This window comes from Gordonia sp. B8661-1, from assembly GCF_059427765.1.
Window position 1 is genome coordinate 231,155 of record NZ_JCAHRL010000005.1, and the last position, 14,803, is coordinate 245,957.

Sequence of the window (14,803 nt, forward strand, 5' to 3'; positions counted from 1 at the left end):
GGGTACGCCGATCGTCGTCAACGCCGGTCGCTTCCCCAGATGTGAACCTGACAGGTGAGAACTATGAGTGTGGGTGTCGTGCGTGAGTCGGCCCCGGGCGAGCGCCGAGTGGCGCTTGTCCCCAAAGTCGTGGCATCGCTGGTCGGCAAAGGCGTGCCGGTGATCGTGGAGTCGGGGGCCGGTCTCGGCGCCCTGATCCCCGACGAGCACTACGTGGACGCCGGTGCGACCATCGGCGATCCGTATTCGGCCGATGTGGTGGTGCGGGTCGCGCCGCCGACCGATACCGAGATCGCGAAGCTGCGCAGCGGACAGAAGCTGATCGGGTTCCTGGCCCCGCGCAACGCCGACAATCAGATCGGTGCGCTGAAGTCGGCGGGTGTGGAGGCCTATGCGGTGGAGGCCATCCCGCGTATCTCGCGCGCGCAGGTGATGGATGCGCTGAGCTCGCAGGGCAACGTCTCCGGTTACAAGTCGGTGATCGTCGCCGCGGATCTCGCCACCCGCTTCTTCCCGATGCTGACCACGGCCGCGGGCACCGTGAAGCCGGCGACCGTGCTGGTTCTCGGTGTCGGTGTCGCCGGCCTGCAGGCGCTGGCCACCGCCAAGCGTCTGGGCGGCCGCACCACGGGCTACGACGTGCGTCCCGAGGTCGCCGAGCAGGTGCGGTCCGTCGGTGCGCAGTGGCTCGACCTCGGCATCGACGCGGCCGGTGAGGGCGGCTACGCGCGTGAACTCACCGATGACGAACGCGCACAGCAGCAGAAGGCGCTCGAGGACGCGATCAAGGGCTTCGACGTCGTGATCACGACCGCCCTGGTGCCGGGTCGTCCGGCGCCGCGTCTGGTCACCGCGGCCGCGGTGGAGGGTATGAAGGCCGGTTCGGTCGTGGTCGACCTCGCGGGGGAGACCGGCGGCAACTGCGAGCTGACCGAACCCGGGCAGACCGTCGTCAAGCACGACGTGACCATCACCTCGCCGCTGAACCTGCCGGCGACGATGCCCGAGCATGCCAGTGAGCTGTACTCCAAGAACCTGCTCGCACTGATCGAGCTGATGCTCGACGACAATGGTGCGTTCGCACCCGATTTCGACGATGAGGTCATCGCTGCCTCATGCGTGACCCGAGAGGCGGTTGCCTGATGTACACGGGATTGTTGGCGAATATCGCGATCCTGGTGTTGGCCGGGTTCGTGGGCTTCGCGGTGATTTCCAAGGTGCCCAACACCTTGCACACCCCGCTCATGTCCGGCACGAACGCCATCCACGGCATCGTCGTGCTCGGCGCCCTGGTGGTGCTGGGTTCGCTGCCCGCCGATGCCAACTGGGGTGTCCGCATCATCGCCTTCGTCGCGCTGGTGTTCGGCACGCTCAACGTGGTCGGCGGTTTCGCGGTGACCGACCGCATGCTGGGGATGTTCAAGGGTAAGAAGGAGGCCGCCAAGTGAGCGCGTCTGTCCTGAATCTGGCCGAGTCGGCTCAGGTCTCCGAGGGCCTCGGCTACGGCGTCACGGCGCTCTACATCGTGGCGTTCGGCATGTTCATCTACGGCCTCATGGGCCTCACCGGTCCGAAGACCGCGGTGCGCGGCAACTGGATCGCCGCCGTCGGCATGGGTATCGCGATCGTCGCAACCCTGCTGGCCGTCTACAACAACGCGGGCGACGCCGGCGTGCCGACGATCAACTGGGTGCTCATCGCGGCAGGCCTGATCGTCGGTGTGGTGCTGGGCATTCCGCCTGCGCTGAAGACCAAGATGACCGCCATGCCGCAGCTGGTGGCGCTGTTCAACGGCGTCGGCGGCGGCACGGTCGCGCTGATCGCCTGGGCCGAGTTCCTCGAGACCGACGGATTCACCGCGGTCCACGAGACCCCGGACGTCCACGTGATCGTCGGCTCGCTGTTCGCCGCGATCATCGGTTCGGTGTCGTTCTGGGGTTCGCTGGTCGCCTTCGCGAAGCTGCAGGAACTGCTGAACAAGAACCTGGAGAAGGCATTCGTCAAGGCGGCGAAGGTCTTCCAGCTGGCGAACATCGTGCTGGCCATCGCCTCCATCGCGCTCGCCGTCTACATCGGACTGAATGCGGATTCCGCCGAGGCGACCCCGTGGTGGTCGATCGTGGCCCTGCTGGTCGTCGCGGGCGTGATGGGTCTGTTCGTGGTGTTCCCGATCGGCGGCGCGGATATGCCGGTCGTCATCTCGCTGCTGAACGCGCTCACCGGTTTGTCCGCTGCCGCAGCGGGTCTCGCGCTGAACAACCAGGCGATGATCGTCGCCGGCATGATCGTCGGCGCGTCCGGCACCATCCTCACCAATCTGATGGCCAAGGCCATGAACCGGTCGATTCCGGCCATCGTGTTCGGGTCCTTCGGTGGCGACGACGGTGCCGGTGGTCCTGCGGGCGCCGCCGGTGGCACGGTCAAGGCCACCTCGAACGCGGATGCCGCGATCCAGATGGCGTACGCCAACCAGGTCATCGTGGTGCCCGGTTACGGCCTCGCGGTCGCTCAGGCGCAGCATGCCGTCAAGGAGATGGCGTCGTTGCTCGAGGAGAAGGGCGTCGAGGTCAAGTACGCGATCCATCCGGTCGCCGGCCGCATGCCCGGACACATGAATGTGCTTCTCGCCGAAGCGGATGTGCCGTATGACGCCATGAAGGAGATGGACGACATCAACGGTGAGTTCGCGCGCACCGACGTCGCGATCGTCATCGGCGCCAACGACGTCACCAACCCGGCGGCCCGCAATGACCCGTCGAGCCCGATCCACGGCATGCCGATCCTCAACGTGGACGAGGCCCGCAGCGTGATCGTGCTCAAGCGCGGTATGTCCTCGGGTTACGCCGGCATCGAGAACCCGCTGTTCTTCGGTGAGGGCACGTCGATGCTGTTCGGCGATGCCAAGAAGTCCGTCGAGGGTGTCATCGAAGAGCTGAAGGCTCTGTAATCCTCGTCCGTTGATCGAGTAGCCGCCGAGCGCAGCGAGTCGGCGTATCGAGATCCCTGCTGTAGCAGGTGGTCTCGATACGCACCGGGCTCGCTGCGCTCGCTCGTTGCTACTCGACCAGCGAGTGTCGCCAGGCGAGTGTCGCGGCCCCTGCTACTCGACCAGCGAGTGTCGCGCCGCTGGTACTCGACCGGCGAGTGTCGCCAGGCGAGTGCCGCGCCGCTGCTACTCGACCAGCGAGTGTCGGCACCCTGTTCTCGCTGATCGAGTAGCACGAGGCGCCAGCCGAGGGCGTATCGAGATCCGGCGGGGGTCAGCGGCGAAGACCCAGGGTGCGCAACAGTTCCGGCCGTCGCAGGATCAGTCCGATCCAGAGCAGCACACCGACGTACACCGCGGAGAGCGTGGTGCTGAAGAGTGGGGATTCGATGCGCATGTTCGCGGTGACCGCACCGCCGAGGTAGGCACTGACGGCGATGGCGCCGAGCACGGCGGTGCGCGGGATGGCGAAGAGGATGAGGCCGACGAGCAGGACCGCACCCATCACGTAGCTCTGGTTTGCGGGGAATCCGAGGTCGGCCATGCTGTCGAGAACCGCCTGCGGCCGCGTGAACTTGCCGACGATGTCGAACACCAGGAATGCGCCGACCAGGACGCTGATGACCACACCGGCGATCCGGAGTCGGTTCGACGGCCGCGCGTCCGCGTCGGTGCCGGTGCGGCCGCCGAGTGAATCGGTTCCCGCGTGCAACGTTCCTTCTGTGTTCATGGTGTCCTCCGGTGTGGGATGTCGGTTCAGGATGTCCTGATGCCGATATGGACAACGGCGGCCGGCAGAACTCATCGGCGCTCCCCGTTATCGAGTTGCTATCGGACGGGTATGTGCACGTTGCGCACCGACCGTACTGTTACGCGAGTGACTCGTGTGACGAAAGTTAAGCGTGCCCGGCTTGCCGTCGTGACGATCGCGGCGAGCGCCGCCATCGGCGGGGTCGTGGGCACCCTGCCGCTCGTGGATCATTCGTCACCGACGATCCGTCCGTCCGCGACGGCTGTCGATCCGGCGACGATGTACAACACCGCCCAGCAGAAGTTCGCCGCGGGCGACGTGGCCGCCGGACTCGAACAACTGAAGCAGTATCTGACTGTCGCCCCGATCGATGCCGATGCCCTTGCGCTCCAGGCGATCTGGGGTGTCCAAGGTGGGGACGCGGCGACCGGCCAGGCGGCACTGAACCGTCTCGGACGGCTGAATCCAGCGCTCGCGAGTACGGCCCGCAACATCATCAACGGCGTCGACGCGGCCGCGAAGATCGTCCCGGACACCGCGCCGAAGGCCGTCGGCGGACGCACTGCGATCGTGGTTCTCGGATACGGCCTCAACCGCAACGGCGCGATGGCGCCGGAACTCGTGCGCCGGGTGACCGCCGGTCTGCAGCAGGCGCAGACGTCGACCACCGCCCCCATCGTGGTGACCGGTGGCGCACCGAAATCCGGTGTCACCGAAGCCGTCGCGATGAAGAAGTGGCTCGTCGGCAAAGGAGTCGACGCGGCGCGTATCACCGCCGAGGACCGGTCGGGCTCGACGGTCGCCAACGCCCAGAACACCGCCGAGATCCTGCGGGGACGGGGCATCGCCGACGTCGTGCTCATCACGTCGCCGAACCATATCCGCCGGGCGGCAGCCGATTTCGCCGCCGTCGGACTGCGGACGGTCGCCACCGTCACCACCGAGACCGACCTCGCGAAGTACGCGAAGCCGCTGACGCTGGATCAGCAGAAGGGGATCCGCCTCGAGGCCACCCGTGCCGCAAAGATCCCCACCACCCGCCAGACGGGTCTGCCGCTCCCGCAGCAACTCCCGGAGACCGGACCCGGTCTGATCCCGGAGATCGGCGGCAAGCTGCTGGAGACGCTGCTCGGTTCCGGGTCGTCGGCGCAGGGCTGACGACCCGCGCTCACGTTCTCCGTTCCCGCTCAGGGGTATTGGTGCCGCGGGAGCGGAAAAGGTGAGCGTGGCAACCGGTCTGGTCAGTCGACGGCCGCGCGGAAGTGCGTGATCATCCGCCAGGGGCCCGACCCCACGGCGGTCGCGGGCGTGGCGTCGTCGATCAGCACATGGAAGGCCACGCCGGGAGGCTGACCTTCGGCGAGGATCTCGCTGCCCTCGAACGGCAGATTGAGCGTCGACGCGACACCCGGCGCCATCGCGAGGGGGCGTCCGGCGAAGATCGTCACCGACGGCGAATGCACGTGCCCGCAGACGAAGCCGACGATGTTCGGATGCTGGTCGACGAGTGCGGCGAGCCGGTCCTCGCCGGTCTGCCGGATGCTGTCCATGTACGTCATCGCGAGCGTCGCGGGCGGATGGTGGAACGCGATCACCACCGGCGTCTGCTCGCCCGCGGCGACGATGGCACCGGACATCCACGCCAGCGTCTCGTCGCTCAGATACCCGTCGTTGCGGCCGGGTACCGAACTGTCCGCGACGATCAGCAGGACGTCCCCGATGCGTTCGGTCCGATTGACCGGCCGGTCCGATTCCCGCCCCAGGAGTGCGGCACTGAGCGTCTCGCGACGGTCATGGTTGCCCGCGGTGACGATCATCGGGACGGGGCTGGAGAGGACCTCGGCTGCCTCGCGGTACTGCTCCGGTTGGCCGGATTCGGTGATATCGCCCGTGACCAGCAAGGCGTCGATGCCCTCGGCCCGCTCGTTGACATAGCGGAGCGCTGCCTCGATCCGGTCGCGGTGATACCGCGTCCCATCGAAATGCAGATCGCTGATGTGCGCGATGACGAACACACACGCTCCTCGTTCGGGGGCACCTGTGCTGAGGCTAGTCGGGGCTGGTGGGTGCGCCGGGGTGGGGGTGCGCAACGGTGACCGGTTCAGAGGTCGCCGGGCAGTTTGTCGCGACGGATGCCGCGCCAGCTCGGATGGCGCAGATGGCCGGTGCTGGTCCAGTCCATGAAGCGGACCTCGCCCACGAGCTTGGGCAGCACCCACACCGCGCTGTTCGCGACCGGCCGGTCGAGTTTGTCGACGAAGGGACAGGTCCGGATCTCGAGAGGCGCGAGTTCTTCGGCGAGGGCGCGCAACTGGGCGTCGGTGAAGCCGGTGCCGACCCGCCCGACGTAGCGCAGCCCGGTCTCCTCGGGGAGTCCGAGGAGAAGTGATCCGATGGTGTCGGCGCGGTTGCCACGGCCGGGCCGATAGCCGCCGATGACGACCTCGATGTCGCTCCAGTTCTTGTGCTTCCGCCATTGCGCGGAGCGGCGGCCCTGCTGATACGTCGACGAGCGCCGCTTGGCGACCACACCCTCGAGGTCGTGATCGCGGCTGTACTCCATCGCGGCGCTGCCGGGACCCGGCAGCAGCGGCGGGATCTCGACGTAGGGCGAATCCCGGAACAGTGGTGCCAGCTCCTCGAGCAGTTCCCGACGCTGCGACCACGGCACCCGCAGCAGCGACGATCCGTTCAGGTACAGGATGTCGAACAGCAGCAGCTTGAGGTGATACGGCTCCTCGGCCGTATTGCGGCCGGCGAGCAACGTGAAGTTGGTGCGCCCACTGCTGTCGACGGCCACCACCTCACCGTCGAGCACGACGTCGAGGAGGCCGAGATCGTCGGTGATGGACTGCAATTCGGGGAAATCCGCGGTCATGTCGACACCCGACCGCGAGGTGAGCCGGTACTGTCCGTCGATCCAGCGCACCAGGATGCGGTAGCCGTCCCATTTACCTTCGAAAGCCCAGTCGCGGCCGTCGAGGTTGTCGATGGTCTCCTCGGTGGCGAGCATCGGCCGCGGATCCTTCAGGCTGTCCGGCATGATCGGCCGGGGCTCATCCGTCATCAGGTGGACCAGCCAGTTCTTGTCGCCGGTCCGGATGAGTGCGTAACGCCCCTGGATGCGATCGCCGTGCAGACGCACGATGACCTCGTCGTCGCGCCACTTCTCGGTCTCGTAGGTGCCCCGGTCCCAGATCTCGACATGGCCACCGCCGTATTCGCCCGCCGGGATGTCGCCGGCGAAGTCGGCGTAGTCCATCGGGTGATCTTCGGTGTGGATGGCGAGCCGATTCTGGTCGGGGTCGGTCGGCAGGTTCTTGGGGACGGCCCAGCTGACCAGCACGCCGTCGCGCTCCAGCCGGAAGTCGTAGTGCAGCCGCCGTGCGTGGTGTTCCTGGATGACGAAGATGGGCTGGGATTCACCTTGCATCGCAACGGTTTTACGGTGTTCATCGTCGCCGAAGGGCTCAGGTGTGCGGCGCTCGTCGCGCTTGCGGCGGTACTCGCGCAGGTTCACGACCTCCCCGGCTGCGCGCGAGTCGGGTTGTCCGGAGGAATCGTCGAGGTCATGCCGGATCTCGTCGACGATCTCGTCGGCGGCGTGGGTGCCGGCTTCGCCGAGGTCGGCTTCGTCAATCTCGGCACCCTCGTCACCGGCCGGTCCGTCCAGTCCGGCGATCAGATCCCCGTCGGCGTCGACGCGTTCGAGCACCTCGCCGAAGAGCAGCTGACGCAGATCCGGTTCGGACAGTTCGGCCCAGGTCCGCGGTGCGGCGACCCACGGTTCCTCGCGCCCGCGCATCGAGTACGGGGCGAGAGTGGTCTTCGACGCGCTGTTCTGACTCCAGTCGATGAAGACGCGGTGATCGCGCACCGACTTCGCCATCGACGCGGTGATCTCGTCGGGATGTGCCGCCGCCAGACTCGTGGCGATCTGTTTGGCGACCGTGCGCGCCGCGTTCGGCGACACCGGCGCCGGGAACCGTGCGTACACGTGAATGCCCTTGCCGCCGCTGGTCACCGGATAGGCGGTGAGTCCGGCGCCGGCCAGCATGTCGCGGATCAGCAGGGCCACCTCGGCACAGCGGTGCAACGGCACGTCGGGGCCGGGATCGAGGTCGAGAACGAGGCGGTCGGCGAGCGGGGCGGAGTCGTCGGTGCCGTCGAAGCCGGGAATCCGCCACTGCGGGGTGTGCAGTTCCAGTGCCGCCATCTGACCGAACCACACCAGGTCGGCCCGCTGGTTGGCGACCGGATAGGTGATCACCCGCTTGCTGTGCGGCTCGTCGAAACGCTCGATCCAGTCGGGCGCCGACTCGGGCAGCGCCTTCTCGAAGAACGGCATCGAATCGACCCCGTTGGGCCAGCGTTTGCGGGTGATCGGCCGCCCCGCGAGATGCGGGAGCATGACGTCGGCGATACGCGTGTAATAGTCGATGACCTCGAACTTTCGCGTGCCGGTCGCCGGATACAGCACCTTGCCGAGGTTGGTGATGGAGATACGGTGGCCGTCGACCTCGACGCTGTCACCGGCCGCCATGCGTATCACCCCTGTCGGCACCCATGATCACAATTGTGCACGCGGAGGTCCTTCGCGCGGCGTACATGGTGGCACAATGGGCGCCATGCGCTCGATCTGGAAAGGTGACGTCAGCTTTGGCCTGGTCAACGTGCCGGTCAAGGTGTATTCGGCCACCGAGAGTCACGACCGCAAGTCGTATCAGGTCGACGCCAAGGACGGGACCCGTATCCGCTACCGACGGGTGCGCGAGGGGACCGACACCGAGGTCGACTACTCCGACATCGCCAACGCCTACGAGACGGATTCCGGTGACCCGGTGATCCTCACGAAGGAGGATCTGGCGACACTGCCGGTGCAGAAGAGTCCGGAGATCTCGATCCTCGAATTCGTGCCGACCGACCAGGTCGATCCGATCTACTTCGACAAGCCCTACTACCTGGAGCCGGCCTCCAAGTCGCCGAAGGCCTACGCGTTGCTGGCGAAGGCGCTCGAACGGACCGACCGTCTCGCGATCGCTACCTTCACCCTCCGCAACCGGACGCGCCTGGCCGCGCTGCGGGTGGTGGACGGTGTGATGACCCTGCAGACGCTGCTGTGGCCGGATGAGGTGCGCAAGCCGGATTTCGAGTTCCTCGGCGACGAACCGGAGATCCGCGAGCAGGAACTCGCCATGGCGTCCTCCCTCATCGACACGATGGCCAAGGACTTCGATCCCGACGAGTTCGAGGACACCTATCAGATGGAGCTGCAGAAGCTCATCGCAGCGAAATCCGAAGGGGCCGAAGCGTTCCCGGAAAGCGACGACGCCACCGACGACGATGCCGACTCGGAGGTCGCCGACCTGCTCGCCGCGCTGCGCGCCTCCGTCAAGGACAAGGACAGCGCGTCCGGCGGCGCAAACTCCGGAAGCGCGGATTCCGGAAGCGCGGACTCCGACGAGAAGAAGCCCGCCACAAAGGCTCCCGCCAAGAAGGCCGCCGCCAAGAAGGCTCCGGCGAAGAAGGCCGCGGCGAAGAAGGCTCCCGCCAAGAAGGCCGCGACGAAGAAGACCGCCTGAGGCTGCTGAAAACGTCGTCCTGAGCGGTGTTCGAGGGCATATTGCCCTCGGTGGTTGCTCACGGCGATGTTTTTCGCAGGGCATCCGAAAACTCGATGGCGTCACGCCGGCCGGTCATGCACGCTCACAGAGTGCATAACCTGGCCGAACACGGCCCGGATACCTCCGGCCACCGACTGCCGACCGCGCTGAAACCGTTCGCGGGCCGGCAGTATCGGCTGCTCGCACTCGGCCTGGTGCTGGCCATGTTCGCCGACGGTGTGTGGACCGTCGGTGTGGTGTGGCAGGTCATCGCCCTCGGTGGCGGTCCCGGACAGGTGGCGCTGGTGACCGGTGCGGCCTCGGTGGGCATGGTGGTGTCCACACTCGCGGGTGGCGTGCTGGCCGATCGGATCTCCCAGCGTTCGATCATCATCGCGCTCGAGGTCGTGAAGGTCGCGGCCTTCGCGATCGTCGGTGCGGCTTCGCTGCTCGGCCTGCTGGGGATGCCGATGCTGGTCGCGGCGGCGCTGGTCGGCGGAGTCACCACCGGTATGTATTACCCGGCCTACTCCGCGTTGCTGCCGTCGATCGTGGCCGCCGATCGCCTGCAGGCCGCCAACGGGATCGAGGGTTTCCTGCGTCCGGTGATCCTGCAGGCCGTCGGACCGATGGCGGCCGGCGCGGCCATCTCCATCGCGTCACCGGGCGTGGCGATCGTGCTCGCCGGAATCGCCAGTGCCTGTGCGGGTCTGGCGTACGTGGCGATGCGGCCGGTGCCGGTGCGGCGCGAGTCCGACGAGAACGCCGCTCACCCGGCGGGGGCCGTCGTCACCGATCTGCTGGACGCGTTCCGCTATCTGCGACGCACACCGTGGCTCTGGGCCACACTGTTCTTCGCCTGCCTGCTCGTGCTGGCCACGATGGGGCCGATCGAGGTGCTGGTGCCCTTCGCCCTGCGGGAGCGGGCCGACGGTGACGCAGGTGACCATGCGCTGGTGCTGGCCGCCTTCGGTGTCGGTGCCGCGCTGGTCTCGCTGGGATTCGCCTCGGTGCCCATGCCGCGCCGCTACCTGACGGTGATCTTCGGGATGTTCGGGCTCGGCAGCCTGCCGCTGGTGATCATGGCCTTCGCGAACAGCACCTGGCTGTTCGTACTCGCCGGATTCGTGATGGGCGTGCTGTTCGACGGCCCGATGGTGTTGTGGGGCACGCTGTTACAGCGGCGGGTGCCACCGGAGATGCTGGGTCGCATCGCGAGCCTGGACTTCTTCGTCTCCGTGGCGCTGATGCCGGTGTCCATGGCGATCGCCGCGCCCGTCAGCCAACTGATCGGACTGACCTGGACGTTCTTCCTCGCCGGTGCGTTGCCGGTGCCCGTCGCCGTGGCCTTCTACCTGGCCGCACGGCTGTGGCGGGACGAGATCGAGAATCCCTTGCGGATCAATGTCACCGATCTCGACGACTCGTCTTCACCAGATGGTCCGCCGCCGCGGACACCACCAGATCGGTGAGCGCGTCCAGTACCGGCGAGCTGAGTTTCCAGTACTGCCAGAACAATTCGACGTCGATGTGACGATCAACGATCTGCACCACGCGGCCCGCGGCGAGGGCCTCGTCGATCTGCACATGCGGCACGGCTCCCCAGCCCATCCCCAACTCCACCGCGCGGTGATACTCGGTGGACGCGGGGATGTAGGTGATCGGTGGCGGATCATCCGGTCCGGACGGTTCGTCGGTCAGCATCGCCAGTACCGATAGCTGGATGTAGTCGTTGCGGTCGAAGAACACCATCGGTGCGCGCGCCATCGCCGCGGCGGTGGGACCGTCGGGTAGCCAGCGCTCCACGAATTCGGGTGTGGCGACCGGAAGGTAGCGCATCGCGCCGAGTGGTCGCGCCGTGCACCCGCGGATGCCGACGGGGTCGGAGGTGATGGCGCCCAACACTTCTCCGGACCGTAGGAAGCGGGAGCTCTGGCTCTCGTCGTCGCGAAGCACCTCGATGGCGACCGGGTGGGCGTGGTGCATCTCGGCGAGCACCGGCAGCAGCCAGGTGGCCAGCGAGTCGGCGTTCGCGGCGATGGGCAGGTGGATGCGCGGATCGCCGGACTCGGGATGCCGGGTGCCGATGAGTTCGGCACTCGCCTCGTCGGTGAGCAGTCGCCACTGGGCGGCGAGGCGGACCAGAGTCTCGCCGTCCGGCGTCGCGGTGGCAGGTTTGGTGCGCCGCAAGACGATTCGGCCGACAGAGGTCTCCAAAGCCTTGATGCGCTGGCTCACCGCGGACGGTGTGATGTGCAGCGCCGCGGCCGCCGCGTCGAAGGTGCCGTGCTGGAGCACCGCGCTCAGTGTCGCGAGTCCCTCCTGGGTGATCTCCACGCGCCTGTCCACATCCCGAGCGTACCGTCGACATTAGTTCGTTTCATGATTCATCAGAAACATTCGCTGGATTGTCGGTGCGTGGCTGCTTAGCGTGGCGGATATGACTTCCTCCGGCCTCCTCGCCTCGCTGCTGCCGGCACTCGCCGGCCTGCTGACCGGTGCCGGGCTGATCGTCGCCATCGGTCCGCAGAACGTGTTCGTGCTGCGTCAAGGTGTGGCCCGTGCGCATGTGGGACCGGTGATCGTGGTGTGCGTCGTCTCCGACATCGTGCTGATCGTCGCCGGGGTCGCGGGTCTCGGGGCGATTGTCACGTCGCACCCCGGTGCCGTGACCGTGGCCCGCATCGCCGGTGCCGCATACGTGATCGTGTTGGGACTCTTCGCCGTTCGTCGTTGTCTGCGCAGCGACGACGTGATCAGCACGAGTGCCGGGACGCGATCGGTCGGCCGATGGTCGGCCGTCGGCGCGGCCGTCGCGCTGACCTGGCTCAACCCGCACGTCTACCTCGACACCGTGCTGACCATGGGCGCCATCGCCAACAGTCACGGAAATGGCAAGTGGGCCTTCGCGATCGGTGCCTGTGTCGCCAGCCTGCTGTGGTTCGTGCTGCTCGGCGTCGGCGCCGGACGACTCGCGCCGGTCTTCGCCACCCCGAGAGCGTGGCGCATGCTCGACGGTTTGGTCGCCGCCGTCATGTTCGCGATGGGTGCTCTGCTCCTGAGCGGTCTCTAGCCCTCCTGCCGCGACCTCACCTCGTTCTCGCGACCTCGGCCGAAGTCGCAGCAGCGAGTCGAGGTCGCGGGAGCGTCAGGCGGAAGCGCTCGACGATGCCGGGGCCGGGGGCGGTGTCCAGAGAGCCGGGTCCGCCTCGTTGATCGGGATGCGACGGATGGCCGTGCCCTCGATGTCGACATTCGGCAGGATGCGGTTCAGCCAGCCCGGCAGCCACCACGCGGCATTGCCCAGCATCGTGATGATGGCGGGCACCACGATCATGCGAATGATGAAGGCGTCGAAGAACACCGCGCCCGCCATCGCGAAGCCCATCATCCTGGTGGTCGTGTCGTCCACCAGTGTGAAGGACGCGAACACCGCGATCATGATGATGGCCGCCGAGGCGACGACCCGGGCGCCGTGCTGATAGCCGACGATCACGGCGTCCTTGGCAGACAGTCCGTGGACGTACTCCTCCCGCATACGGGAGACCAGGAACACCTGGTAGTCCATCGCCAGACCGAAGACCACGCCGATCAGGAAGATCGGGAGGAACGCGATGATCGGCTGGGGATAGGTCGCGATACCGAGGTGCCCTTCCTGGAAGATCCACACGGTCAGACCGAAGGTGGCGAGCACCGAGAACAGGAAGCCGATGGTCGCGATCAGCGGCACCAGCAGCGACCGGAACACGATGATCAGGATGATGAACGCCAAGCCCACCACCACGATGAGGAATGGGATCAGGGCGGCCGACAGCTTGTCCGAGATATCCGCCATGATCGCGGTCTGACCGCCGACGTTGACCGTCGCACCGTCGGGTGAGGTCTTCGCGTAATCGCGGATCGCGTTCATCAGATCATGTGTTTCCGGGCCGTTCGGCGACAGCTCCGGCGTCACAGTGATCAAGGCCGCGTCGGCGCCGGCCTGCGGATTCTTGATGTCGGCGCCGTTGCCGATCCACATGATCTGTTCGGGGTTGGCGATGTTGGGGAGCTTCTTGACATGGGCGACGACGTCGTCGGCCGCGGTCGCGACGTCGCCGTTGGCGGGTTTGCTCACCACGACGAGCAACTCCCCGTTGACACCCTCGCCGAAGCCCTTCTTGAGCAACTGCACGGCTGCGTGCTCGCTGTCGGTGGTCGACGGCATGCCGAGTTCCATCTTGGTCATCGGGATGGCGGCCACCGCCAGCAGGATCAGGAAGATCAGCGCGATGGGCAACGGGTAGCGGGTCAGGATGCGGACGAAGCGCAGACCGTTCGACGGCTGGGAATCCGGTTCGTCGCCGTGCCGGAGCCCCGGGATCTGCGGTGTGAACACGCGGCGACCGAAGGCGCCGAGGAGCGCCGGGATGAGCGTGATCGCGCCGAGCACCGCGATGACCACTGCACCGGCGGCCGCGACACCCATCTGGGTCACGAACGGGATGCCGACCACCGCGAGCGCGGCCACCGCGATGACGACGGTCAGTCCGGCGAAACATACGGCGGCGCCCGCGGTCCCGACGGCGCGACCGGCCGCCGCCTCCCGGGTGCCGCCGAGATTCAGCTCGGATCGGTAGCGGGACACGATGAACAGCGCGTAGTCGATGGAGACCGCGATGCCGAGCATGGTGATGATCATGGTGGCGCTCTGCTGGACGTCGATGACCTTGGCGCTCAACAGGACCAGGAGCATGGTGATGCCGACGCCCAGGGCGCCGGTGACGATCGGGATGAACGCCGCGATCAGCGCGCCGAACGCGACGATCATGATGATGAAGGCCAGCGCGAAACCGAGGAATTCGGCCGGCCCGCCCGCCTCGAAGACCTGCATCAGTGCGCCGGTGCCCTCGACCTGCAGACCGTTGCCACGGAATTCGGCGAGCAGATCCTCGAACTCGGCCTTGTTCGTCCCGTCGAGGCTTTCCCGCGGGATGTCCTGCTGGACCTGGATGAGGCCGACGGTGCCGTCGGCGCCGAGAACCCGCGGGGCCAGCGCCGGATCGGCCGCGGCCACGGTGACCGGATTCGCGATGGTGTCCGGTGCGGTCACCTTCGGCAGTTCTCGTGCGGCCTCGACGAGTTTGTCGATCTGGGCGGAATGTTTCGCGAGACCGTCGTCGGCGAAGATCACGATGCTGGTCGACGCCTTCATCAGCTGATCGTTCTGCGCCGGGAAGTCGTTCTTCATCACCGACATGGCGCGATCCGAATCGGTACCCGGCAGTTCGAAGTCCGTGGCGAACTTGGGCGCCAGGGCGCTGGTGAGAGAACCGAGGACGACGAGCGTCGCAACCCACACGCCGATGAACCACCACTTGTGACGGAACGCGAATCGGCCGAGTCGGTACAGCGACAGTGCCACGTCAGACCTCCGTGTCGGTGTTATGCCCCCAAAAGCCTACGGTGCGAAGAGCGTGTTCG

General features: G+C 66.9%; 12 protein-coding genes. 7 read left to right on the forward strand and 5 right to left on the reverse strand.

Translation table 11 applies throughout. The annotated features are described in order from the left end of the window. Positions 1 to 63 precede the first annotated feature (63 nt). From AC4JJG_RS12880 to AC4JJG_RS12890, 3 genes are read left to right on the forward strand one after another with little or no spacing between them, the layout of a single operon-like run. Complete coding sequence (locus AC4JJG_RS12880; protein WP_495401473.1) at positions 64 to 1,143, forward strand: NAD(P) transhydrogenase subunit alpha; 1,080 nt, start codon at positions 64 to 66, stop codon at positions 1,141 to 1,143. Next, positions 1,143 to 1,448: an NAD(P) transhydrogenase subunit alpha part 2 gene (locus AC4JJG_RS12885; protein WP_495401472.1), complete on the forward strand. Its 306-nt coding sequence runs from the start codon at positions 1,143 to 1,145 to the stop codon at positions 1,446 to 1,448. The genes AC4JJG_RS12880 and AC4JJG_RS12885 overlap by 1 nt, the downstream gene beginning before the upstream one ends. Then, the gene (locus AC4JJG_RS12890; protein WP_495401471.1) at positions 1,445 to 2,947 is read left to right on the forward strand and encodes an NAD(P)(+) transhydrogenase (Re/Si-specific) subunit beta; all 1,503 of its coding nucleotides are present in this window, start codon (positions 1,445 to 1,447) and stop codon (positions 2,945 to 2,947) included. The genes AC4JJG_RS12885 and AC4JJG_RS12890 overlap by 4 nt, the downstream gene beginning before the upstream one ends. Positions 2,948 to 3,260: 313 nt before the next feature. On the opposite strand, the gene AC4JJG_RS12895 is transcribed toward AC4JJG_RS12890, so the two are convergent. Further along, positions 3,261 to 3,716 (reverse strand): DoxX family protein, encoded by a 456-nt coding sequence (locus AC4JJG_RS12895; RefSeq protein WP_495401470.1) that lies wholly within the window; start codon positions 3,714 to 3,716, stop codon positions 3,261 to 3,263. 156 nt (positions 3,717 to 3,872) lie between these two features. Between AC4JJG_RS12895 and AC4JJG_RS12900 the strand changes: the two genes are divergently transcribed. Further along, positions 3,873 to 4,895 carry an ElyC/SanA/YdcF family protein gene (locus tag AC4JJG_RS12900; protein ID WP_495405773.1) on the forward strand — a complete coding sequence of 341 codons (1,023 nt, stop codon included), beginning with the start codon at positions 3,873 to 3,875 and terminating at the stop codon, positions 4,893 to 4,895. A gap of 83 nt (positions 4,896 to 4,978) precedes the next feature. On the opposite strand, the gene AC4JJG_RS12905 is transcribed toward AC4JJG_RS12900, so the two are convergent. Together AC4JJG_RS12905 and AC4JJG_RS12910 are read right to left on the reverse strand one after the other, a co-directional pair. Beyond that, a complete protein-coding gene (locus AC4JJG_RS12905) occupies positions 4,979 to 5,752 on the reverse strand; it encodes a metallophosphoesterase (protein WP_495401468.1) in 774 nt (257 codons plus the stop codon). 86 nt (positions 5,753 to 5,838) lie between these two features. Beyond that, complete coding sequence (locus tag AC4JJG_RS12910) at positions 5,839 to 8,280, reverse strand: ATP-dependent DNA ligase (protein ID WP_495401467.1); 2,442 nt, start codon at positions 8,278 to 8,280, stop codon at positions 5,839 to 5,841. A gap of 85 nt (positions 8,281 to 8,365) precedes the next feature. Here AC4JJG_RS12910 and ku point away from each other — a divergent pair, with 85 nt between their 5' ends. Beyond that, the gene (gene ku / locus AC4JJG_RS12915) at positions 8,366 to 9,319 is read left to right on the forward strand and encodes a non-homologous end joining protein Ku (RefSeq protein ID WP_495401466.1); all 954 of its coding nucleotides are present in this window, start codon (positions 8,366 to 8,368) and stop codon (positions 9,317 to 9,319) included. Positions 9,320 to 9,450: 131 nt separating this feature from the next. Further along, positions 9,451 to 10,812, forward strand: coding sequence for an MFS transporter (locus AC4JJG_RS12920; protein WP_495401465.1), 1,362 nt, complete (start codon positions 9,451 to 9,453; stop codon positions 10,810 to 10,812). Here AC4JJG_RS12920 and AC4JJG_RS12925 read toward each other — a convergent pair. After that, a complete protein-coding gene (locus AC4JJG_RS12925; RefSeq protein WP_495401682.1) occupies positions 10,748 to 11,677 on the reverse strand; it encodes a LysR family transcriptional regulator ArgP in 930 nt (309 codons plus the stop codon). The genes AC4JJG_RS12920 and AC4JJG_RS12925 overlap by 65 nt on opposite strands. A 103-nt stretch (positions 11,678 to 11,780) precedes the next feature. Between AC4JJG_RS12925 and AC4JJG_RS12930 the strand changes: the two genes are divergently transcribed. After that, the gene (locus AC4JJG_RS12930) at positions 11,781 to 12,413 is read left to right on the forward strand and encodes a LysE/ArgO family amino acid transporter (RefSeq protein WP_495401464.1); all 633 of its coding nucleotides are present in this window, start codon (positions 11,781 to 11,783) and stop codon (positions 12,411 to 12,413) included. 75 nt (positions 12,414 to 12,488) lie between these two features. On the opposite strand, the gene AC4JJG_RS12935 is transcribed toward AC4JJG_RS12930, so the two are convergent. Further along, positions 12,489 to 14,744, reverse strand: a complete 2,256-nt coding sequence (locus AC4JJG_RS12935; RefSeq protein ID WP_495401463.1) for an MMPL family transporter — start codon at positions 14,742 to 14,744, stop codon at positions 12,489 to 12,491. Positions 14,745 to 14,803 lie beyond the last annotated feature (59 nt).

Coding starts and splice junctions, on each gene's coding strand:
- AC4JJG_RS12880 (WP_495401473.1), top strand. CDS start 64: ATGAGTGTGGGTGTCGTGCGTGAGTCGGCCCCGGGCGAGCGCCGAGTG.
- AC4JJG_RS12885 (WP_495401472.1), top strand. CDS start 1,143: ATGTACACGGGATTGTTGGCGAATATCGCGATCCTGGTGTTGGCCGGG.
- AC4JJG_RS12895 (WP_495401470.1), bottom strand. CDS start 3,716: ATGAACACAGAAGGAACGTTGCACGCGGGAACCGATTCACTCGGCGGC.
- AC4JJG_RS12910 (WP_495401467.1), bottom strand. CDS start 8,280: ATGGCGGCCGGTGACAGCGTCGAGGTCGACGGCCACCGTATCTCCATC.
- ku (WP_495401466.1), top strand. CDS start 8,366: ATGCGCTCGATCTGGAAAGGTGACGTCAGCTTTGGCCTGGTCAACGTG.
- AC4JJG_RS12930 (WP_495401464.1), top strand. CDS start 11,781: ATGACTTCCTCCGGCCTCCTCGCCTCGCTGCTGCCGGCACTCGCCGGC.